Source organism: Haladaptatus sp. QDMS2 (genome assembly GCF_029338295.1).
In the GTDB taxonomy this organism is placed as follows: domain Archaea; phylum Halobacteriota; class Halobacteria; order Halobacteriales; family Halococcaceae; genus QDMS2.
On record NZ_CP119792.1, the window covers coordinates 344,725 to 367,123 of the forward strand.

At 64.5% G+C, this 22,399-nt stretch carries 20 protein-coding genes; 12 read left to right on the top strand and 8 right to left on the bottom strand.

Annotated features, from left to right (window positions below; all coding sequences use genetic code 11):
- Positions 1-388: 388 nt before the first annotated feature.
- Entirely contained in the window at positions 389-763 is a 375-nt protein-coding gene (locus P1M51_RS17610) for a Rid family detoxifying hydrolase (RefSeq protein ID WP_276248814.1), read from the top strand.
- A gap of 3 nt (positions 764-766) precedes the next feature.
- The gene (locus tag P1M51_RS17615) at positions 767-1,828 is read left to right on the top strand and encodes a glucose 1-dehydrogenase (protein ID WP_276248813.1); all 1,062 of its coding nucleotides are present in this window, start codon (positions 767-769) and stop codon (positions 1,826-1,828) included.
- 9 nt (positions 1,829-1,837) lie between these two features.
- On the opposite strand, the gene P1M51_RS17620 is transcribed toward P1M51_RS17615, so the two are convergent.
- Together P1M51_RS17620 and P1M51_RS17625 are read right to left on the bottom strand one after the other, a co-directional pair.
- Positions 1,838-2,575 carry a glutamine amidotransferase gene (locus P1M51_RS17620; RefSeq protein WP_276248812.1) on the bottom strand — a complete coding sequence of 246 codons (738 nt, stop codon included), beginning with the start codon at positions 2,573-2,575 and terminating at the stop codon, positions 1,838-1,840.
- A gap of 45 nt (positions 2,576-2,620) precedes the next feature.
- The gene (locus tag P1M51_RS17625; RefSeq protein ID WP_276248811.1) at positions 2,621-3,940 is read right to left on the bottom strand and encodes a neutral/alkaline non-lysosomal ceramidase N-terminal domain-containing protein; all 1,320 of its coding nucleotides are present in this window, start codon (positions 3,938-3,940) and stop codon (positions 2,621-2,623) included.
- A 97-nt stretch (positions 3,941-4,037) separates the two neighbouring features.
- On the opposite strand from P1M51_RS17625, the gene P1M51_RS17630 reads away from it, so the two are divergent.
- From P1M51_RS17630 to P1M51_RS17660, 7 genes are all read left to right on the top strand, one after another.
- The gene (locus P1M51_RS17630) at positions 4,038-5,042 is read left to right on the top strand and encodes a Gfo/Idh/MocA family protein (RefSeq protein WP_276248810.1); all 1,005 of its coding nucleotides are present in this window, start codon (positions 4,038-4,040) and stop codon (positions 5,040-5,042) included.
- Positions 5,039-6,301 carry a CapA family protein gene (locus P1M51_RS17635; RefSeq protein WP_276248809.1) on the top strand — a complete coding sequence of 421 codons (1,263 nt, stop codon included), beginning with the start codon at positions 5,039-5,041 and terminating at the stop codon, positions 6,299-6,301. Before P1M51_RS17630 ends, P1M51_RS17635 begins: the two co-directional genes overlap by 4 nt.
- 112 nt (positions 6,302-6,413) lie before the next feature.
- Complete coding sequence (locus P1M51_RS17640) at positions 6,414-7,430, top strand: Gfo/Idh/MocA family protein (RefSeq protein ID WP_276248808.1); 1,017 nt, start codon at positions 6,414-6,416, stop codon at positions 7,428-7,430.
- A gap of 50 nt (positions 7,431-7,480) precedes the next feature.
- Positions 7,481-8,371, top strand: coding sequence for a Gfo/Idh/MocA family oxidoreductase (locus P1M51_RS17645; protein ID WP_276248807.1), 891 nt, complete (start codon positions 7,481-7,483; stop codon positions 8,369-8,371).
- Between the two features lie 62 nt (positions 8,372-8,433).
- The gene (locus P1M51_RS17650; protein ID WP_276248806.1) at positions 8,434-9,411 is read left to right on the top strand and encodes a Gfo/Idh/MocA family protein; all 978 of its coding nucleotides are present in this window, start codon (positions 8,434-8,436) and stop codon (positions 9,409-9,411) included.
- Complete coding sequence (locus P1M51_RS17655; RefSeq protein WP_276248805.1) at positions 9,408-10,394, top strand: Gfo/Idh/MocA family protein; 987 nt, start codon at positions 9,408-9,410, stop codon at positions 10,392-10,394. Before P1M51_RS17650 ends, P1M51_RS17655 begins: the two co-directional genes overlap by 4 nt.
- Positions 10,395-10,459: 65 nt before the next feature.
- The gene (locus tag P1M51_RS17660) at positions 10,460-11,422 is read left to right on the top strand and encodes an aldo/keto reductase (protein WP_276248804.1); all 963 of its coding nucleotides are present in this window, start codon (positions 10,460-10,462) and stop codon (positions 11,420-11,422) included.
- A 22-nt stretch (positions 11,423-11,444) separates the two neighbouring features.
- Here the strand turns inward: P1M51_RS17660 and P1M51_RS17665 are convergent, their stop codons facing one another.
- A complete protein-coding gene (locus P1M51_RS17665) occupies positions 11,445-12,209 on the bottom strand; it encodes an IclR family transcriptional regulator (protein ID WP_276248803.1) in 765 nt (254 codons plus the stop codon).
- 291 nt (positions 12,210-12,500) lie between these two features.
- Here P1M51_RS17665 and P1M51_RS17670 point away from each other — a divergent pair, with 291 nt between their 5' ends.
- Together P1M51_RS17670 and P1M51_RS17675 are read left to right on the top strand one after the other, a co-directional pair.
- Positions 12,501-13,478, top strand: a complete 978-nt coding sequence (locus tag P1M51_RS17670) for an LLM class flavin-dependent oxidoreductase (RefSeq protein ID WP_276248802.1) — start codon at positions 12,501-12,503, stop codon at positions 13,476-13,478.
- Between the two features lie 4 nt (positions 13,479-13,482).
- Positions 13,483-14,538: a Gfo/Idh/MocA family protein gene (locus tag P1M51_RS17675; RefSeq protein WP_276248801.1), complete on the top strand. Its 1,056-nt coding sequence runs from the start codon at positions 13,483-13,485 to the stop codon at positions 14,536-14,538.
- A 16-nt stretch (positions 14,539-14,554) separates the two neighbouring features.
- On the opposite strand, the gene P1M51_RS17680 is transcribed toward P1M51_RS17675, so the two are convergent.
- From P1M51_RS17680 to P1M51_RS17690, 3 genes are all read right to left on the bottom strand, one after another.
- The gene (locus tag P1M51_RS17680; protein WP_276248800.1) at positions 14,555-15,532 is read right to left on the bottom strand and encodes a Gfo/Idh/MocA family protein; all 978 of its coding nucleotides are present in this window, start codon (positions 15,530-15,532) and stop codon (positions 14,555-14,557) included.
- Positions 15,533-15,564: 32 nt separating this feature from the next.
- On the bottom strand, positions 15,565-16,434 hold the full coding sequence (locus tag P1M51_RS17685) for a sugar phosphate isomerase/epimerase (RefSeq protein ID WP_276248799.1): 870 nt from the start codon (positions 16,432-16,434) through the stop codon (positions 15,565-15,567).
- 68 nt (positions 16,435-16,502) lie between these two features.
- The gene (locus P1M51_RS17690; RefSeq protein ID WP_276248798.1) at positions 16,503-18,488 is read right to left on the bottom strand and encodes a hypothetical protein; all 1,986 of its coding nucleotides are present in this window, start codon (positions 18,486-18,488) and stop codon (positions 16,503-16,505) included.
- Positions 18,489-18,563: 75 nt separating this feature from the next.
- On the opposite strand from P1M51_RS17690, the gene P1M51_RS17695 reads away from it, so the two are divergent.
- A complete protein-coding gene (locus P1M51_RS17695; RefSeq protein ID WP_276248797.1) occupies positions 18,564-19,793 on the top strand; it encodes a DegT/DnrJ/EryC1/StrS aminotransferase family protein in 1,230 nt (409 codons plus the stop codon).
- A gap of 27 nt (positions 19,794-19,820) precedes the next feature.
- Here P1M51_RS17695 and P1M51_RS17700 read toward each other — a convergent pair whose 3' ends face one another.
- Positions 19,821-20,804: a GNAT family N-acetyltransferase gene (locus P1M51_RS17700; RefSeq protein ID WP_276248796.1), complete on the bottom strand. Its 984-nt coding sequence runs from the start codon at positions 20,802-20,804 to the stop codon at positions 19,821-19,823.
- Between the two features lie 125 nt (positions 20,805-20,929).
- Positions 20,930-22,378, bottom strand: a complete 1,449-nt coding sequence (locus P1M51_RS17705; protein WP_276275010.1) for a hypothetical protein — start codon at positions 22,376-22,378, stop codon at positions 20,930-20,932.
- Between the last annotated feature and the right edge of the window lie 21 nt (positions 22,379-22,399).

The following is a 22,399-nucleotide window of genomic DNA, read 5'->3' on the forward strand; positions in this document are numbered from 1 at the left end:
TAAAGACGAGTGAAAACCCGAAAAGCACCGCAGCTTGTGGTCTCGGCTTAAGCCAGCGATGGCCGATACGGTGACGGATACAGACGTGGTGGCGCGAGCTAGCCAAACCGTTCCGAATCGCCAAACGAACTGAGGGAAATTGCCGCCGAGGAAACTACCGGATACGGCCACCAATTCAGGTTGAATTTGACTCATTCCGCGCCGAGCGGCGTTTCGAGGGGTGAAACAGCCGTTTTGAACGGTTGCGGTGAACGGGAGCGGGATACTTATGCTCCGACGGGCAGAAAATTGTGGCGATGACTGACACGAGAACGACACGGCAAGTGAGCGGTGTGCCCGCTCCTGGGACTGATGACAGCCCAACTGTGGACCACCAGCGGAGGTCACGATGAAGGAAATCAGCACCGACGACGCACCGGCGAGCATCGGCCCCTTCTCGCAAGGAATCGTCGATGGCGACCGAATCTACGTCTCCGGTCAGGGGCCGGTGGACCCGAAAAGCGGCGAGATAATCGAGGGAGACATTCGCGACCAGACGGCGCAGACGCTCGAGAACGTCGCGGCAGTGTTGACGGCGGCGGAGGCATCGCTCGACGACGTGGTCAAAGCGACCGTGTTCGTCCGCGATATGGCCGACTACGCCGCTATCAACGAGGTGTACGGCGAGTACATGACCGCGCCGTACCCGGCCCGCAGCGCGGTCGAAGTGGCCGACCTGCCCATCGACATCGGGGTTGAAATCGAAGTCATTGCGAGGGCGTGACCGATGAAAGCAATCGCCGTCCATCGCGGCGAGACCACCCCACGTGTCGTCGACGTTCCGCGGCCGACGCCCAACGTTGGTGAAGTGCTCGTTCGAACGCTCCGCGTCGGCATCGACGGGACCGACCACGAGGTCATCGAAGGCAACCACGGCGGCTATCCAGCGGGGGCAGACCGTCAAATTCTGGGCCACGAAGCGGTTGGCGTAGTCGAAGACCCAGGCGATTCGGCGTTCGCGGAGGGCGACCTCGTGGTGCCGACGGTCCGACGACCGCCGGGCGACTCGAACCCCTACTTCGAACGCGGCGAACCCGACATGGCTCCAGACGGGATGTACGTAGAGCGGGGAATCGCCGGCGCTGACGGTTACATGGCCGCGTACTTCACGAGTCCACCTGAATTCCTCGTCCGCGTCCCCGACTCGTTCGCCGCGTTTGGCTTTCTCGTCGAACCACTGAGCAACGCAGAGAAGGCGCTCGAACACGCCGTCTCCGCCCGGTCTGCGTTCGACTGGCAATCCGAGAGCGCGCTAGTGCTCGGTAACGGCCCGCTCGGCTTGCTAACGGTGGCGTTGTTACAGAACTCGTTCGACCGCGTCTATTGTCTCGGCCGCCGGGACCGGCCGGACGCCACCATCGACATAATCGAGAAACTGGGGGCGACCTACGTCGATTCGCGGGAGACACCGGTTCCAGCGGTTCCGGACGCCCACGAGGGTATGGATTTCGTCTTCGAGGCGACCGGCTACGCAAAACACGCCTTCGAGTGTATCGACGCGCTCGCCCCGAACGGCGTGGCCGCGCTGCTCGGCATCCCCGAAAACTGGACGTTCGAACTCGACGGCGGGCGGCTCCATCGAGAAATTGTCCTCCAGAACAAGGCGCTCATCGGGAGCGTGAACTCTCACGTTCCGCACTTCGAGGCGGCGGCAGATTCGCTCGTGTCGTTTCCCGACTGGTTTGTTGATGCGCTCATCACCGACGTCAACCCGCCAGAACAGGTCGCCCGCGCCTTCGAACGGCGCGACGAGACTATTAAATCCGTCGTCGAGTTCGCCACGAAGTGAACGCGAACCTCACCGATCCCCAACCACGGCGTCGATGACTGCGCCCCACAGCGTCGGCAGGTGGTCCCAATCGAGGAACGCGTCGGGTGCCCAGTGGGGTGCACAATCGGTCGCGTAGGCGAAGGTTCCACCCGCACCGTGGTCGCCGACGACGAGAAACGGATCGTCCCCGACAGTCGCCCAGACGTCCGCCCCGGGGTCAGCGGTGAACCGGTTGTAGCCGAGAATCGTGGGCCACTCTGCAGGCAGCGATTCGACGGGAGTCGCGACGTTTTTCGGCGTGACGCCAGCAGGCGTCTCGACGCGGTCGTCGCCCTGTCCGATGGTGACTGGCAGCGCCTTGCCAACCGGTGTGGTTCCGTAACGAGCCTGCCCACCTTTCCCCGCGAAACTCATGTACCCGCCGACCATCCCGAGCGCACCGCCATCGGCGACCCACGATTCGAGCAGCGCACAGCGGTCTACGTCCGTCTCGCCCCCGGCTACTTGCGGGGTAATCTGGAGCGTGTCCGCGCCGACGTCGCTCAGAATCACGAGGTCGTAGGCGTCGAGTTCGCCCCTCGTTCGGGGAAAGTCAGTGGCCGCGACGTGACACGGCTGGTAGGTCACCGACGCACCGGTGGCTTCGAGCGTCTTGACGAAGCGGCCGGCAGCCTCTTCGTAGGTGCTGTCTCGGAGCACGTTCTGTCCCTTGATTTCGAACTGGAGCGTCACCCACGACTCCCCAGCGAGGAGAACCTCGACCATGGCAGACCGTACAGCAACCGGGCCGATAAGCGTGCCGCCGCCGGCTTACTCGCTGACGAGCTCGAATCCCACCTCGCGGAACGTCGCCATCGCTTCGGGGGAGAACTTGCAAGTCGCCACCTCGTAGCCGCCGTCTGGGAACGCCGTCTGGGTGGGAAAGTAGCCGACGTAATCGTCCGCATAGCCGGCGACGAACAGGGTGTCCGCGGTCGCCGCTGCCTTGAAATCGAGGCCGTGCTGGACGAACGCTTCGCCGGGAATCGTGAGAAACGCGAGCGGGCCGAGTTCGACGTGCGACAGGCGCGTTTCGAAGGCGTCGACACCCCAGTCGTCGAGTCGGAGTTTCTCCTCTGCGTACCAGCGGTCGAGGAGGAGGTCCGCCCGCTCGTCGTCGGCCGACTGGAGTTCCGAGAAATCGGGGCGGTCGCCACCACCACCGAGTCGCTCGATTTCCGCGGTCAGGTCGTCGTATCTGGCCTGCAACTGGTCGCGCGAGTCGAGGTGCTGGATGGCGAGCGACAGTGGTTCGTGGGAAATCGAAATTTCCGGAGTCGAGAGTGGCGTACCCTCTCTGGCGTCATCGAGTGCCGTGAGCGCCGTCTCCGCGATTGCCTCGCCGACGCCCGCCATGTAGTCGTAGAGGTCGTCACCCGACCGCCGACTGCGGCTGTCTCGGGGGTTGATTTCTGCCGCCGCGCCGTTTACGAACAACGTCTCCATGTCCGTCTCCGCGCGAACCCGGTCGTAGAGCGTCCCCGGCCAGTCGGCGCTCACGAGCGTCTCCCGAGCGTTCGTACAGACGGGATGGCAGGCGAAGTTCACGACGAGCACGTCAGGGCCGGACTCCGTCGTGACCGACAGAACCGCGAGCTCGGGATCAATTGGACCGGATTCGTCGCGGCGGTTGTGCTGAACCGTGTCGTTGTGGGCGTGCCCCACGCTGAGCGCCGCCGGTTCCAGTCGGTCGTGTGCCGCCTCGATAGCGGCGACGGTGGCGGATTCGACGGTGGCGACGTAGTCGGTTACCTCCACGTCGTAGGAGAGCAGTGGATTCACTTCGAGGAATTTGCCGGGCATGTACGGTGCGGCGTGAGTGTGCGTCGCCGTGACCAGCACGTAGTCCAGTTCAAGGTGGGCGACGCGCCGCCTGACGGCCGCCGTGAACTCCTCGAAGACGTTCAGAAGGTCGAGGCTCACGAGCGCGAACGAGGTGGTCCCGTCGTCGAAAACGAGCGCCTTCGCCGAGAGCGGCGAGTGAACACCGGTCGAGACGCGCTTTCGGGTGCCGGGACCGTAGCCGCTCAACTGGCGCGGTTCTGCCGGCGTGCAGTCTCGGGCGGCGTAGCCAGCGCGTAATCGAGTCATATGTGCCCATCCACCACGCTCGCTCGCAAAACTCTTTCCCACCGAGTGACAGGCTGTGACACAACGTTTATCGTGTCAGCCCGACGGAGTTCTATCGATGATAGCTATTGGAATCGTCGGCCGTGGACTGATGGCCAGAACCCACGCGCTCAGGTACGCCCGTCTCCCGAACGCGGCGGTGGTCGGCGTAGCCGCCCGCGGGCGACCGACCGACTTCGCCACCGAGGTCACCGACGGCGCGACGGCCTACCCCGACGCCGAGACGATGTTCGCTGACGCGGACCTCGACGCGGTCGACATCTGTACGCCGACGGACACTCACCGCGAACTGGTCGAAGCCGCCGTGGACCACGGCCTCGCGATTCGCTGTGAGAAGCCACTCGCCCGAACCCTGACCGACAGTCGAGCAATCGTCGACGCCGTCACCGCGGCAGACGTGCCGTTCTGCCCCGGTCACGTCGTCCGCTTTTTCCCAGAGTACGAGACGGCGAAACGCCGCATCGACGACGGCGTCATCGGCACCGTCGGAAACGTCCGCGCCTTCCGCGAATCACCCTTCGCCGCGCTGGGAAGCTGGTACCAGAATCGCGCTCGAAGCGGCGGGGCACTGTTCGACCTCGCGCTCCACGACTTCGACTTCCTGCGATGGGTCTGTGGCGACGTCGAGCGCGTGTTCGCCCGGCGTTCGGTGGTGGGCAACGAGGAGTACGCGCTCACGACGCTCCGATTCGCAGACGGCACCGTCGGCCACGTCGATTCCCGGTGGAGCGACCGGGAGGACGGTGAACTCCTCACCCGGTTCGAGTTCTCGGGAACCGACGGTCACATCAACTATGACAGCACGGAATCCAATCCAATCGAAGTGAAACGCGGCGAGGTTCCACCCTTGAGCGACCCGGTAGAGATGCCGCTTGCGACCGACCCCTACACGCGCCAACTCGAACACTTCCTCGCGTGCGTGGAGGGGGATGCGACACCCCGCGTGACCGCCGCGGACGCCCTCGAATCGGTCACGGTTGGGCTCGCCGCGCTCGACTCCGTGGAACGAGGGGAACCAGTTTACGTAGACGAGTTCGACGGTATAGCCGGAGGGACTTCGTGAGCGAACAGTCCACGCTCTCAGTATCTGACGCCACAGGAGACGAACCCACCTGGTCGCTGTTCGTCGCGGGGGATTGCTGTCTCGACGAGCAAGCAACGGACCGCCGATTGCTCACCCCGGCGCTCGAATCCCGGGTGAGGGCGGCAGACTGCGCCGTCGTCAATCTCGAAGCACCGATTCCTACGGACGGCGAACCGATACCGAAGAGTGGTCCGGCGCTCACGACGGCCTCGGAGACGCCCGCCCTGCTTGGAGAGAGTGGCTTCGACGTGGCGACGCTCGCCAACAACCATAGTTTCGATTACGGCCCCGAGGGAGTTTTCGAGACGATTGCCGCCTGTGAGGAGGCGGGCCTCGCGACGGTCGGGGCGGGAGAGGACGCGAGCGATGCACTCGCGCCGGTTCGAACGACCGTCGCAGGCAGTGTGGACCTCGCCGTGTTCAGCGTCTGTGAGCGCGAGTTCGGCGTCGCCGGAGCGGAGACGCCGGGAACCGCGTGGAGCGACCACCCGGCGATAGACGACGCGATTCGAGACGCAGCCGAGACGGCGGACGTCGTGGTGGTACTCGGCCACGGCGGCGTCGAGTACGTCCCCTTCTCGCCGCCCGCCCGCCGCTCGCGGTTGCGCGACTTCGTGGACGCGGGGGCCGACCTCGTCGTCGGCCATCACCCCCACGTCGCCCAGGGGTGGGAGCGATACGAGGACGGCCTCGTCTTCCACAGCCTCGGGAATTTTCTGTTCGACCGGCAAGCAGCGGGTGAGACGACCGGTTGGGGACTCGCACTCGACGTGGAATTCGCCGGTGACGCCATCGCAACCGTCGAACTGGTTCCGACCGAAGTCGAGGATGGAATCGTCGCCGACCTGGGGGCGAACCGGTCGCGTGCGGCCCATCTCGACTACCTGCACCGTCTCGCGGCGTGTACGGCGGACGACGATCGGTTTTCGGCGTACTGGCAGTCGGTCGCCCACAGACTGTTCTACGAACGCTACTGGAACTGGTTGCGACCGGGGTTCGACGAGGACCGACTCCGCGAAATCGACGGGGGACGAGACGGTAGTCGAGACGACGGGGCAGCAACCAACGACCGCGAGGAGTTGCTCGCACTCCTCAACGTGGTCCGCAACGAATCCCACCGGGCGGTGGTGACCACCGCGCTCTCGCTGATGACTGACGAACGCCCGGACCACCGGACGAAGGAGACGACCACGACGGTCGAGGAACTGCTGACGTGGACGATGCGGGACGAGCCGTGACCGAGCGTTCCGTCCTCAAATTTTATATGTCGAGGCGACGCGGTAGTGGCATGGTACGCAGAGTGACACGAACGCCAGCGAATCGACCGGGTCGGCCGCCGAGGTGGGAACGATGACCGTCTCAATCGGCCTGCTCTCGACTGCCCACGTCCACACCGGCGGGTTCGCGACCGTTCTCTCGGAACTCGACGACGTGTCGTTCGTCGGTGTCGCGGACGACGACCAGGACCGTGGGGCCGCGGTCGCAGACCGGTTCGACGTAGACCTGCTCTCGACCGACGCGCTCCTCGACAGAGCGGACGGCGTCGTGGTCTGTTCGACGAACGCGACCCACGGCAAGTGGGTTCGCGCCGCCGCTGAGGCCGGCGTGCACGTCCTCTGTGAGAAACCACTCGCGACGACGCTCGCTGAGGCCCGCGATCTCGTCGAAACCTGTGCGGAGACGGGCGTGACCCTTGGAATGTGCATGCCACTTCCCTTCACCGAACCGGCCCGCCGCGCACGGGAGGCCTATCAGTCGGGCGCAATCGGGGAGTTGGTGCTCGCGACGGGGACGAATCGCGCGAAACTCCGCAATCGCCACAAAACCGGCTGGTCCGCGGACCCGGAGCACGCCGGCGGTGGCGCGGTGATGGACCACACCGTCCACATCGTGAATCTCGTGCGGTGGATTACCGGCGGTGAGGTCACGCGCGTTCACGCCGAACTCGCCACGATGGAGGCGGACCTCGACGTGGAAGACGTGAACGTACTTTCGATGGAGTTAGACGACGGCACGCCCTTCACGCTCGACGGGTCGTGGGACCGGCCCGAATCCTGGGACTACTGGGGAGATGCCACGCTGAACCTCGTCGGCACGGACGGCGAACTCGCCATCGATTGCTTCGACTACACCTTCACCGAAACCCGCGACGGCGGCGAGTCGCCGGGCATCAACTCGGTGTACTGGGGCGACGAACCGAACGCCGGCCTGTTCGCCGACTTCGTCGCGGCGATTCGTGATGGCCGCGAGACGGTCGTGACCGGCCGCGATGGCCTGCGCGAGGCGGCCGTTTGCCTCGCTGCCTACGAGTCAGCGGCGTGCGGGGAACCGGTGTCGGTCGCCGACTGGGAGGACGTCGATGCTTGAGACAGGGGAGACGTATTTAACGATTGCCGCGAGAGAGTACGTGTACGCAGATGACTGAGATTGGCATCGTCGGGTTAGACACGAGTCACGCGGAGGCGTTCGCCTCCGTGCTCGACGAGATGGCGGACGTGACCGTGAGCGGGGTGTGGGACGGCAATGCCGTCCGGAGCGACGAGTACGTGGAGGCGTTCTGTCGCGACAACCGCGCGACCCGGTACGACGACGTGGCCGCCCTCGCCGAGTCCGTGGACGCCGCGATGGTCCTCACCGTCGATTGGGAGTCCCACGTCCCGCTCGCGACGACGTTCCTCGATGCGGGCCTTCCGACGATGGTGGACAAGCCCATCGCCGGAACGGTGGACGACCTCTCACGACTGACGGCTGCGACACAGAACGCGCCCCTGTTCGGCGGTTCTGCCGTTCCGTTTCACCGCTCGTTCGCGGATTTCCCCCGCGGCGGACGCGGCCGCACACTGTACGCCGCCGGGTTCAACGATTACTTCTACTATCGCGTCCATCTCACCGACACGATTCGCTTCCTCGCGGGGCAAAACTGGACGCGGGTGAAACGCGCCGCGGAACCGGGGACGACGGTCGATGTCGAATTCGAAAATCACACCCACGCGACGCTCCGCTTCGACGGCAGTCCCGACGATGGGATGTTCAGCGTCCTCGATGTGGGTGAAACGACCAACGCTGTAGCCATCGAAAGCAATCGCGATTCGCTCGCGGCGATGTATCACCCGTTCATTGAGTCGTTCCTGGACGTGGTGGCCGGCGAACGCGACGACACCGACCGACTGCTCGACGCGGCGACGCTGCAACTCGCCGTCGAAGCGACCATCGACACCGGCGACGCGATTACGCCTGAAAGCGAGGCGCTGGCCGCGATATCGGTGGACAGCGCGCCGTTCCTCGCAGACTACAATCCGTACTACTGAGCGCAGTCACACACGCCGTTTTCGCCCCCTCGTTTTATGCTACCAGAACCCACATTCGGACTGTGACCCGTGTCGGAATCGCGGGGACGGGTTTCATGGCCCGAACCCACCTACAGCAGTACCGTGAACTGGGCGCGAACGTCGTCGCCGTCGCCGCGACGAGCGACCCGACCCCGTTCGTCGAACGCCACGACCTCGAAGCAACCGCCCACACGAGCGTCGCTGACCTCTGTGAATCGAGCGAGGTGGATTGTCTCTCCATCTGCACCCCAACCGACACCCACCGCGAACTCGTCGAATGCGCCGCAGACCACGGCATCGACGTGCTCCTCGAAAAACCGATTGCGGGAACCCTCGCGGACGCCGCCGCAATCGAACGCGCCGTGAGCGAGAGCGAGATTTCGCTGCTCGTCGGCCACGTCCTCCGGTTCGACCCCGGCTACGAGCGGGCCAGAGACGTGGTCGAAACCGACGGAATCGGTGCGCCCGGCGTCGCTCGCGCTCGACGACTGTCGCCGTTTCCCGACTGGGGATCAGGCGACTGGTACGCAGACCGCGAACGAAGCGGCGGGCTGTTCCTCGACCTCTCGATTCACGACCTCGACTATCTGCGGTCGTTGTGGGGGCCGGTCGAGCGCGTGTTCGCCCGGCGAACCGCCGGCGAGAAATTCGAGCATGGATTCGCGACGCTCCGCTTCGAGAACGGCGCGGTTGGCTACGTCGAGGCGTCGTGGGCACAACCAGAAGCTCGGAAACTCACGAGCGAACTCGAACTCGCCGGAGATGGTGGCGTCGTCGAACTTTCGAGCGACGACCACCGGCCTGTTCGAGAGTTCACCGACGACGAAGTCCGGGTCGAACGGCCGGTTTCGGCTGACGGCTACCGCCGGGAGGTCGAACACTTCCTCGCGTGCGTCGAATCGGGTGAACGACCGGCTGTGACAGTGGACGAGGCGACGACCGCGCTCAGACTGGCACTCGCGGCGAGGGAATCCGCAGCTAGCGGGCGACCAGTCGCGCCCGAGGAGGTGGACAAATGACGACGCCGCTCGGCATCCTCTCTGCGGCTCACGTCCACACCGACAGTTACGCACGCCTGCTCTCTAAGATGGACACAGTCGAACTCGTCGGCGTGGCCGACACCGACGACGAACGCGGACGGGAGTTCGCGACCCACCACGGCATCGAATCCCTGCCAACTGACACGCTACTGGACCGCGTGGACGGCGTCGTCGTCTGCTCGCCGAACGCCATGCACGACCGGTGGATTCGCGCCGCTGCCGAGGCCGGCGTGCACGTCCTCTGTGAAAAACCGCTCGCGACGAACGTCGAGACGGCCACCGACGTCGTGAGAATCTGCGAGGAGGCGGGGGTCCACCTTGGGCTCGCCATGCCGCTTCGATTTTGCGACGCGGCGCAGGCGGCGAAGGCCAGACTCGACACCGGCGACCTCGGCGCGGTGCGGGCGGTGTCGGGGACGAATCGCGGGCAGATGCCCGGTGGCTGGTTCGCCGACCCCGACCTCGCCGGCGGCGGGGCGGTGATGGACCACACCGTCCACATCGTGGACCTCGTCTACCACCTGACCGGCCAGCGCGTGACCGAGGTGTACGCCGAGGTGGACACGCGATTCCACGAGATTCCGGTCGACGACGTGAACGTCTTGTCGATGGAACTCGAAGACGGCACGCAGTTCCTGCTCGACGGATCGTGGAGCAGACCCGAACACTGGCACACCTGGGGAGACGCGACGGTCGAACTACTCTGTGCCGACGGCGTGCTGTCGGTGGACTGCTTCGACCAGTCGCTCGCCCACACCGCAGACGACGGCGACGAGCCGGGCCGGCGCACCCAGTTCGTCGGCACCGACCCGAACCGTGGCCTGCTCGAAGACTTCGCCACAGCGGTCGCCGAGAACCGTCCGCCTGCCATCCCAGGAGCAGACGGCGCAATGGCCACGGCGGTCGTCGCGGCCGCCTACCGCTCGGCGGAACGCGGCGAGCCGGTCGCCGTGGAGTACTGACGTCGCGGCGACGACTCGTTTTTGCGGGCACCAAGAACTATACACTGCGTGGTCGTCGTCTGCCCATGGAGTCAGTTAGACTCGGTTCGACCGGTATCAAGACCGCACCGCTCTCTCTCGGGACGTGGCGCTTCGGCCTCGAACGCGACGGCGTCCTCGAAACCTCCCGGGAGGAGGCCCACGAACTCCTGGACGCCGCCTACGATCGCGGCATCGATTTTATTGACACGGCGAACTCCTACGGCGGCGGCCGCAGCGAACAGTGGATTGGTGAGTGGCTCGAAGACGTGGACCGCGAAGACGTGGTCCTCGCTTCGAAGGTGTACTGGGCGATGCAAGGCGGTGAGAGTCGGAACCTCTCGCGGAAGAACATTCGCGCGGAAATCGAGGGCAGTCTCGACCGCCTCGGCACCGACTACCTCGACATCTACTACATCCACGCGTGGGACCCTGAAACCCCGATAGCAGAGACGCTGTCGGTCCTCTCTGACCTCGTTCGCGAGGGGCGCGTCCACTACCTCGCGGCGAGCAACACCGCCGCCTGGCAGTTGACGAAGGCGCTCTGGCAGAGCGACGTGCACGGCTGGGACCGCTTCGAAATCGTCCAGCCGAAGTTCAACGTCGCGTATCAAGAATCACCCGACGAGGTGCTCTCTGTGTGCGCAGACCAGGACCTCGCGGTCTGTCCGTACTCGCCGCTCGAAGGCGGCTTCCTCACCGGAAAGTACGAACGCGACGGCGACGCTCCGTCCGACTCACGCGGGGCGCGAGAATCCTGGGAGAGGCGCTTCGAGGACCGCCAGTGGCGGGTGCTCGACGAGGTTCGCGACATCGCGGACGTGAAAGAAGTGACGCCCGCACAGGTGGCGCTGCGCTGGCTCATCGACCAGGAGGCGTACACCTGCGTCCCCATCGTCGGGGCGCGAAGCGTGTCGCAACTCGACGAGAACGTCGGAGCCACGGCGTTCGAACTCTCAGGAGAGGAACGCACTCGCCTCACGGACGCCTACGAGGGGGAGTCGGCGTAGCAAAAAAGCGGGAAACAGAGATTCAGAGCGAGGTCGCGTTGATTTCGATGACGTTGACGGTGTGGTAGATTAGCTCCGAGATTTCCTCGAGTCGGTCGTCCGACATTCGACTCGTCGGGCCGATGACGCTGATGGCCCCGTAAACGCCACCGTCCTGATTGCGGATGGGCGCGCCGACGCCGACGAGACCCGGAATCGTCTCCTCGCGGTTGTAGGCGAACCCGGTCTCTCGGACCTGTTCGAGTTCGTCGCGCAGTGCCTGTTCGTCGGTTATCGTCTCGTTGGTGAGCGACTCGAAGTCGGTCGCTTCGAGGATGGCGTTCAGTTCGGACTGGGGTTTGTACGCGAGAATTGCCTTGCCCACGGCGGTGTGATAGAGATTGTTGCGATAACCGACGTAGAGTTGCGTGCGCACGGCCTGCTCGCCGCTCGCCTTGTAGAGACAGATACCCTTGTGCTGTTCTTCGACGGTGAACAGCGCCAGTTCGCCGCTTTTTTTGGCCAGTTCGTCCACCTCGTCGGTGACGAGGTCGTAGAGGGCGTGGCGGTCTCTCACGCGGTGGGCGACGTCGATAAAACGCAGGCCGAGGCGGTACTTGCCTGCGTCTTTCACGACGTAGCCGTTTTGTCTGAGCGTCGCCAGGTGACAGTGAACCGTCCCCTTCGAGATGCCAAGTTCGTTCGCCAACGCCGTCACACCCACCCGGTCGTGTTCCTGGAGCGCGTCGATGATATCGAGGGACGTCTGGACCCCCTTCACCGGATTGCGCGCTTCGTTCGTCATCATTGTTTGCTAGCATCTCACGATTCGAGCATAAATGTTTGGGATTAACAAACACCTTGATTCGAACGACCATCCTCGTGGAGTTGAGAAATGCTGGCAGAGCGCGAACCGCGCGGCGTCGCCGGCCGTTTTGGACGGAGAAACGAGGCCGGTGCGTGGTGGTTTCGATGGCCGGAGGCACAAACTATAATTAACCAGTTATCCAACGATTCCCATGGCTCATCTCACGAGACAGTGTCTAGCACGAACCGGCCGACGCGCCACGGGAGACCGGTGGACCACGGTGGTCGCCCGATGAAGTTCGGCGTCTTCCTCAATCAGTACTACACGGAAGCCGGTGAGTTCACCGAAGCGGACCTGTTCGAGCAGGCCGACCTGATGGAAGCGGTCGGCTTCGACTCTGCCACCGTCGGCGAACGCCACGTTCACGAGGAGGGGTTCGTCGAACCGATTACGGCCCTCGCCGCCCTCGCCGCCCGAACCGAGTCGCTCGAACTCGGAACCGCGGCGATGCTGCCCGCCCTCTACAACCCGCTTCACCTCGCAGAGCAGGTGGCGATGATAGACGAGTTCTCCGGCGGCCGGATGAACTTCGGAGCGGCGCTTGGCTACCGCGAGCGCGAACTCGCCCCCTTCGACGTGGAGATGGACGAGCGCGTGGGGATGTTCCTCGAATCGCTGTCCGTGCTGCGACGGCTCTGGACCGAGGATTCGATCACCCACGACGGCGACTACTGGTCGTTCGACGACGTGTTCATCAACCCGCGACCCGACGACCTGCCAATCTGGATTGGTGGCCACGCCGACATCGCCATCAAGCGAGCGGCCTACCGGGGCGACGCCTGGATTGCAAGCGCCTCCTCGACTACCGAGGACCTGCGACACCAGATTGGCGTCTACGAGGACTCGCTGGAAGAATTCGGCATGTCCCGCGAGGACAACGACGTCATCCTGATGCGCGATTGTTTCGTCGCCGATTCGGTCGAAGACGCTCGCGAGACCATCGAACCGTACCTGCTCAATCTCTACGAACTGTACGCCCGCTGGGGGCAGACGTACATGGACGAACACGAGGTGTCGGTCGATTACGACGAACTGAACGAGAAGTTCGTCATCGGGTCGCCGGAAGCGTGTATCGAGCAACTGCGCGAATACGAGGACCTCGGGGTGGACCACGTCCTCATCCGGTGTCAGTTCCCCGGCCAGCCACAGGATACGACTCTCGCCTGCCTCGAACGGTTCGGCGACGAAGTCATCCCGGCGTTCAGGTGACCACATGACCAAACGCATCGGTTACGTCGGCCTCGACCACCACCACCGCGCGCCCTACATCGAGAGCATCCAACACTTGGACGCCGAGGTGACTGCCGTGGCAGACCCGGACACCCACCCCGAGGACGTGGAGGCAGATTCACTCACGGAGGTTCCCTACTACCGCGATGTCCCGTCACTGCTCGACGGGGCGGACGTGGACCTGCTCTGGGTGACCCTCTCGAATCGCGAGACCCCCGCCGCCATCGAAGCGGCGGTCGAACGCGGCGTGGACGTGTTCACCGAAAAACCAGCGGCCCGCTCTGCGAGCGAGTTCGAACCGGTTGCCGAGGCTGTCGCCGCGAGCGACGCGACGGTCGGTTTCTCCTACGCCTGGCGAGGCCACCCCTTCTCGAAACGGCTGGCCGACCTCGTGGCGCGAGGGCACTTCGGAGACGTGAAGTCGTTCGACGTTCGGTTCGTCGCCTCGCAGTTAGCCACCCGAAACACGGACCACTACCTCTTCGACCGGGCGGCGAGCAGGGGCGGCATCGTCCAGTGGCTCGGCGTCCACTGGATCGACCTCGTGCCCTGGGTTCTCGACGACCCCATCGTCCGCGTCAACGCCCGAATGCGGGCCGACACGCCCGCCGTGGACGTCGAAGACGGAGCCGTTCTCCAGTTCGAAACCGCCTCGGGCATCCTCGGTTCGCACACCTGTGGCTACTACCTCGGCGAGGGACGCTACGACACGGAAGTGAAACTCTACGGAGAACAAGGAAGCGCCTCGTGGGACCCAATGGGTCCGACCTTTGGTTTCGATGGAGAAACCGAACTCCACCTGTCGAAGACCGACGAAACGGGCCGCCACCATGAGGAACAACTCGTCCACGACTACCGACCCGTCTCCGGCTACGGCGGCGAGTGGGGCCTCGCGTTCATGGACCAGTTCCTCGCCGCCTGCGACGGCCGCGCGTCCAACCCGGCTGACGTGACCGACGCGATGCGCGTCCTGCGCGTCCTCGACGCCGCCTACGAATCAGACCGGACCGGCGAGTGGGTAGCCGTCGAGAGGGAGTAGGCGGAGTTACGACGGTTCAGGACTGGACGACTGTTTTTCGTTCGCCGGTTCGGTACAACGCTTCGACCACTCGCTGGACCGAGAGGGCTTCTTCGAGCGTGCCGTTGGCAGGCGGGACATTTCGTTCGACGGCAGCGAGAAATGCCTCGTCCTCGGGAGCCAGCCAGTCTGAGGTCTCAGTTGAAACTGTCTCCGCCGCAGCCCCGTCGCCGGGGAAGACGCGAAGCGTCTGAGTGGCGATATCGAGGTGTGCGCCGCCCTCGTCGCCGCGGACGACGAGCGACTGGGCAGATTCGCAGTGGGCCGCCCAGGAGACTTCGAGCGCGAGGCTCTGTCCGCTTTCGAACCGGACGAGGCCGCTCGCGCTATCCTCTACGGGCAGTGGGTCGCGCTCGGTGCGGACACAGCCGAACGTCTCGGTGACCGCCGGAAAGTCGAGGACGGCCATCGCGAGGTCGAGGACGTGAATGCCCACGTCGAGCAGCGCACCGCCGCCGGCAAGGTCGGGGTCGGTGAACCAGCCGCGTTTTGGCGCACCCTGGCGCCGAAGGTAGTTCGCTTCGACGTGGTGTACCGTCCCGAACTCGCCGCGTGCTGCTCGGTCGAGCAACTCGGTGACGGCGTCGTAGTAGCGCATGACCAGCCCCACCGTGCAAAAGGCGTCGCTGTCTCGGGCAGCGTCGGCAATTCGCTCTGCGCTTTCGAGCGTGTGCGCGAGCGGTTTTTCGACGAGCACGGGGATGTCACGGGTGAGGGCTGAAACGGTAAACTCCTCGTGGAAGGCGTTCGGGACGGTGACGACGACGCCGTCAAGGCCGTCTTCGTACATCGCTTCGTGGTCGGCGTACACTTGCGTCTCGAACCGGTCTGCGAAGGCGGCGCGAGCGTCGGCGTTGATGTCCGTGCCCACGACCATCGCTCCGGCGTTAGTGAGGCGGCTAGCGTGATTCGACCCCATCGTTCCGAGTCCAACGACTCCGATGCGTGGCGGCATACACGACAAAACAGGAGCGGAGGGTATAACGATTATGTGCCGGCAGCTTCGATGAGCGCGGTGAGGCGTTCGTACTCTTCGCGCGCGATTTCCTCGTCCGTGAGCGACGCGGAGGGCGGGATGTGGCACTCGTTGGTGAGGTAGCCGTCGTAACCCATCTCGGCGAGCGTTTCGACGACCGCGTCGTGGTCTGTGTCACCCTCGCCGAGCAGGGTCGGTTCGTACCAACCCATCCCCTTTCGCGTGTCGATTTCGAATCTGCCCTCCCCGTCGCCGTCCGGGACGGCGCGTTCGTCTTTGACGTGGACGTGACAGAGACGGTCGCCGAGTTTCTGGACGGATTCTGCCCCGCTCGGGACGTGTGAGATGTACATGTTCCCGGCGTCGTGGATGGCACCCACATTGTCGCAGTCGACCATGTCGAGGAAGCGAAGCGCGTCCTCGCTCGATTCGACCAGCGTATTGCTGTGAATCTCGATACCGAGTGCTTTGCCGTGGTCGGCAGCCACGTCCGCAGCCTTCTGATACCACTCGGCGGCCGTCTCGTAGTCGGCGTCAGTGGCCTTGTACGACCCCGGCCCGCCAGGCCCGTGGCGGATGAGACTCACGTCGAGCACGTCGGCCAGTTCGCAATAATGTTCGAGTTCGTCGAGTTCTGCCTGCCGTTCCGCGTCCGACTTCCCGACGTAGCCGCCCGTGTAGGTGGCGATACACGGGACGGTGAGGCCGAGGTCGTCCAGGTGTTCGCGCAGGTCGCGAGCCTCGTCGAGCGTGGTTTCCGGGCCGAGGTGGTTCGCAGACCCCGTCAGTTCGACGCCGTCGTAGCCGATGTCCGCGGCGAGTCGGCAGGCGTCCTGCAGGGACTGGTCGCTAAACACCTTCGTGAGGATGGCTGTCTGCATCCCGTGTACGTCTCGTGGCAACCGTCTTGTATCTTCGGGAGGCGTCGAGAACCCTCTCGACGGCCGCGCTACTCCCCGAAATCGAGCGTGGTCGTCGTCTCGCCCCGTAATTCGTCGCGGGTCTCACCGAACTCCGTGGTGCAAAATCGATTGTCGATGCGTGGGTAGTCCGCCAGACCGATTTCCCTGCCGTCGACCGTGAGCGGGCCGTCCCACGAGAATTCGACCGTTCCGACGGTCGGGGACTCGTAGGTTACGTTCGTGCCCGACCCCGCCACCGAACTCCCGGTGATTGCTTCGACGAATTCGTCGAACGAACCGTGTTCGGTGGCCGACCCGAGTTCGCACAGCCACGCCGTTTCGGTCCCGTCGGCGACGAGTTCGTAGGGCTCGTTGGTCGCCCCGGCATCGATGGGAAGCAGGTCGGTGACCGCCGGGTCCGGGTCGCGCCAGCGAGTCGGCGTGGTCGCGGCGATGGCGACGTACCCGTCGTCAGCGCGGCCGAACTGCCAGTCGTCGCCCGACACGAACTCGTCGAAGGCGTATCGCGGGACGAACGCGTGGGTGTACGGCGTCTCCGCGAAGGATGCGTCGAAGCCCGGAATGTCGGGCACCGGGTGGGGAGGCGTGCCGACGCGAAATAGGCAGCAGAGGACGTTTTCGTATGCTGCTGCACGCGGGTGCAGGCCGTTTCCGCACCAGTAGCCGTCGGGGCCGACCGATTCGAGCGGCCCTTTCGGGTGGTTCGCGAACACAGGTGCCCGACCCGCGAGCGTCGCCTGCCAGACGTGCTGCTGGAAGCCGAACTTCCCCTTGCGGAAGTCCTGGGCGCAACTCAGCATGTACTCGGGGCGACGAGAGGTGTACACGTCGGCTTGCGTCATGGCCGTGTTGTTCGGGTCGGGGTCGTAGTCTGGATGATTCGCGAAGGTCTCGTGGTACGCCGCAGCCCCGGAAATTTCCGGCAGGCGCTTCTCGTATGTGGGTGAGACGCGGGCGAGCGCCGCGTCCACGACGTCCCGGTGGCCCATCGCGAGTGCGCCCCAGAAGAACAGTTGGTCCTCGCGCGAATCCGGGTCGAGGCCGTAGGCTGTGGCGTCCTCTACGTCGAGGCTGTGGCGTTCGCGCGTTTCGACCCTCGGTGTGAGTGCCGCTTCCTGGACGACCGGCGGGACGCGATAGTCGTCAGAAGCGAGGGCAACCGCTGCGAGGCTCAGCGATTGCTCGACCGTGCCCGCACCCCAACAGAGGTACTGAAGCGCACTCGTCGGTTCGCGCAGGGGGTCGAGGACGTACCGGGCGTAGGTTCGCCCATGCGTGCTCCCGAAAACGCCGCGATGGGAATTGCACGCCACGTCGAACAGGGTGAGGTCGATGAGCGTTCGACTCCGTTCGCGGAGGGCGGAGTCGGCCGCGAAGACAGCGAGGTTCGCGAGCGCGACGAGGTCCTCGTCGTAGTAGGCGTTCGAGAGCCACTCGCTGAACCCGAATCTGGCCCGCCAGTCCAGCCAGCGGTCGATGGCGGTTCGTGCCCGGTCACGATGCCACGACCCCGGCTTTCCCGTCACCGCGAAGGTCGTGTCTGGAAACAACTGGCCAGCGAGCAGTTCCGCCGTGTGAAACAGAATCTGGTGGTTCTCCGTGCTGAACCACATCTCCGTCGCCGCGTCGTCGAACCAGTAGACGAACCCGCAAACTGCCTCCTGAATGGCGGTGCGAAGTGCGGGCGAGAGACGCGGTGAGTCGGCGTACCGGTAAAGGAATCTGAGAAGCGCGTTCAGGCCGAAATCGGCGCAGTCGGCGCGTCGCTCCACCACCGAGAGCGTCGCCTCGATGTTCGACTCGTCGACTGGCGGCGGGTCGTGACCCCGGCGGGCCAGTTCGAACTTCGGCAGTTCGAGATACGCCGCCGAGTGGTCGGGCACGTCAGAAATCGTGTGGTCTCCGGATTCGTGGGCGTAGAAGCGGAGCAGTCGCTTGCGGAGTGGCTCGGGGTCGACCGAATGTGGCGAAGGGGCCATCGGACACGAGAGACAACCGATTCGGAGGGACATAGTTCTGCCCCCGACAGGCGAGAGGTGTTACCACCGGACAAACGCTTAATACTTGGAGAAGAAACAGGTGAGGCGATGAGCGAGTTAGCATTGCACGGTGGACCGAAGGCAGCCGACGCCCTCGAAATTCCGACGTGGCCCCAGACCCGTGAACAGGACAGAGAGAACGTACTCGACGCGCTCGAATCGGGCGCGTGGTGTCGCAACAACGGCAACGCCCAGTGGGTCGAACGATTCGAAGACGAGTGGGCCGAGTACCACGAGGCAGAACACGCCATCGCGGTGGCGAACGGGACTGTCGCGATTCAGGTCGCCCTCCGGATGTGCGACGTCCGGCCCGGCGACGAGGTGCTGTTGCCTCCGTACACCTTCATCGCGACGGGGAGCGCAATCACCGCCCTCGGCGCGGTGCCGAAGTTCGTGGACGTGGACCCGGAGACGTACAACGTGGACCCGGCGTCGGTCGAAGAGCAAATCACGGACAAGACCGTCGGCATGGTCGGCGTCCACATCGCTGGCTACCCGATGAATTTCGACGAACTACTTCCCGTCCTCGACGAACACGACCTGTTTCTCGTCGAGGACGCGGCCCACGCCCAGGGCACCGAGTGGCGCGGCAAGAAAATCGGAACCTTCGGCGACGTCGGGACGTTTTCGTTCCAGGAGACGAAATCCCTCTCCGCCGGCGAGGGCGGCGTCGTCATCACCGACGACGAACTGCTCGCAGAGCGCGGCCACCTGATTCACAACATCGGCCGCGTGAGCGGGAAGGCGTACCGCCACTACGAACTTGCGGGCAACTGTCGCATGACCGAATTCCAGGGGGCGTTGCTCTGCTCGCAACTCGAACAGCTCGAAGCGCAGAACGAAACGCGCAGGGAGAACGAGCGCATCCTCCGCGAGGAACTCGAGACCATAGACGGCGTCTCGGCGAAACCCGACGACGACCGCATCACCGCACGGGGCTACTGTCTGTTCGACCTCAAGTACGACCCGGCTGCCTTCGGCGGCCTCTCGCGCGACGATTTCCTCGAAGCACTCAACGCCGAGGGCGTTCCGGGGGGCACTGGCTACACCTACCCGATGTACAAGCAGCCGACGTTCTCGCGGGAGAAGGTGAAGGCGCTCGTGCCGGACGACGTCGACGTGCCCGCGTATCGCAGTCTCCATCTGCCGGGCGTCGAGGAAGTCGTCGCCACGAACATCACCTTCTCGCACGTGATATTGCTGGCGGAACCGGAGGGGATTCGGGCCATCGGCGACGCCATCCGAAAGATTCAGCGCAACGTCGACGAGCTGCTGTAAGTCCCGAGTCGTCTCCTATCGACCGACTCAAAGCGTCGCTCGATAGGAGACGAACTCGATGTCCGGTTCGAAGCCGAGTTGGGCGTAGTATCCCCGCAATCCGTCGGCCACCCCGTCGATGACCATGTGCTGGTAGCCCCGCTCGCGGAAGGCCGCCATCACGTTCGCGATGAGGAGGAGTCCGTGGCCCTCGCGCCGACGCGATTCAGCGACACCGATTGGCCCCAGCCCGCAGGTCCGTGGGCCCCACTTTTCGACCCAGTTGAGGCACGCAGAGAGGACCGGCGAGTCTGCCGTGCCGGTGCGTGCGAACGCCACGACTTCGCCCTCGTCTCTCACGACCCAGTAGTCGTCCACGCCTCCGGGGTGAGTGCAGTTTGCCTCGACCTGAAACTGCCAGCGACCGGGGAACTCGCGTGCCATAAAGTCGTGGAGGGCCGGCTCCGTCGCCGGCTCGACAGGTCCGACGTCGACGCTCGCGGACGGCGAGCGGTGCTCGCTGAGTCGCTCGTCTGTCCCTGGTGCGCGCAGGTCGCAGTAGAGGTCGGCGACTGTCCCGCCGGCCTCGAAGTCGACGGCTTCGAGCAGGTCCGCGTAGTGGTCGTGGACAGGTCGCGGCAACGCAGGCATGAACTTGCGGATGTCGCTCCCGAGGATGACGGTGGTGACGCCCCGGTCACGCAGGTGGGAGAGCGCGGTTTCGAGCAGGTCAGCGCCGTCGTCAGCCACGTCGCAGGCGACGGGGTCGAGCGCGAACAGACTGAGCCACCCCGTCGTCGCGTCCTCGTATCCGGGGACGGGCCGTGAGAGATGTTTCGTGATGGCAAAACCAACCGGGGCGTCGCCGGATTCGGGGACAACGCCCCAGACGGTCACGGAGACGCCGGGCGCGGGCACGAAAATTCGCTGTGCGGCGAGTCTGCGGGCGAACGGAACGGATGGGTGAATCGCGTTCCAGCGGTCGATACAGTCGAGAATCGTCCGTCTGGTGGTGAGTCGCGTTATCTCCATTCGAAAAGCCACAGCGCGCGGTGTAAAGAGCGTTACCCCGGTGGAGGGCGAAGGGGTGTTGAGTGAGGGCCGAAGCGGGTTTTCAGTGGAGTGCCGAAGCGAATTTTCGCGAAGTCGGTGCGAGGCTACTGGTAGATTGACTCGACGCGCCAGTTTTCGATCGGCGTGAAGCGAGTCGCGGAGAGGTCAACGTCGTGGCCGAAGGGTGCGGCGAGTACCGAGTCGATGCGGATGCGACCATCGCGGATGTCGAGGGTCGGGAAGCCGTCTTCGTGGCGGCGATAGAGGTCGTCGTGTGCATCGAGGACGTTGTCCTGAACCTCCGTTGGAAGCATGCTCAACCCTCGGTAATAATGGTGTCCATTGCGCTCTACGTGGTCCATCCCGAGCGTCGCCATCACGGCGAGGTCCTCCTGTAGTTCGACGGGACCGAGCGTCGTGAGGTCCTCGCCGCTCATCAGATACTCGCGGTTGCCGTCGGTGCGTCGCCGGTGTTCGATGAGACAGCGATTCGCGATGCCCTTGAACACGCCCTTGCAGTTTTTGTGACTCGTTCCCGCGTAGCCACAGTCGAGCGCCGTCGCGAGACTGGTGACGTGGTCGTCGGATTCGTCGATGATGACCGGCGGGTGGTCTGCCCACTCGGCGAACACCCGTCGCGTCTCGTCGCTAAAGGCCTCGTCGCGCGAGAGTGGTTGTTCGACGTAGAGCAAGTTGTCGAGGAACGAATCGAGGTTTGCATCTGCTTGCATCGTCTCCCACTGCTCGCGAAATTCACCCACACTTCCGTATTGTTCGTTCGCGTCGAGCGTGAAGGCGTAGTGTGAGAGCGAGCTGTCGGAGAGAAGCGTGTGAATCCGTCGAAGGCGGTCTGCATCGCCCTCGTCCGCGGCGAGTTTAATCTTGAAGTGGGCGACGCCCTGTTGTTCGACGTACTCGGAGAGGGTCTGTGGAAGGCCATCGTCGAGGCGGTCGGCTGGTTCGACGTCGGCGGGGACAAGCGGGTCGCTCAAACCGACGGTGTGGCGGACGGCAATCGACCGGGTGGGTGAGTCGGGCAAGAGGTCGGTCGGTTCCACCCCGTCGAGGTCGTCGTAGATTCGCCCGAGGTCGATGCCGAGTGTGTTCTCGTGAACGGCATCGGGAAAGGCGGTGTCGGTGGCTCGACAGAACGCGTCGATGAGTGCCTGTTCGACCAGGCTCACTCCGTAACTCCAGAGCAATGGCGGGTGAGGGGTGTCCGCCGCCCAGTCACCGACGGCGTCGTAGAGCGACCACCACGCGTCGAAGACTGTCGGTTCTGCGTCCGCAGATTCCGCATGGTCACAGGCGGCCTCGAAGACGGTTACCATGTCAGCGACGCCTTCTTCCATACCCATGTCGGGATTCTTGTGGAACCACATCGGCGCGAGGGCACCCATGCTCAGGCCGGTTTCGCGCACACCGTCTACGTCGGCGGTGAGTTCGAGCAGTATCTGTGGCCCCTCCGCGACGTGGACGTTCCCAAAGTGAAACGTCATCCGTCGCGTCATGTTCAGGACATACAGGTTCGTATCCGTGATGGAGACTCCCATACCTGCACCTCACCTCGCGCC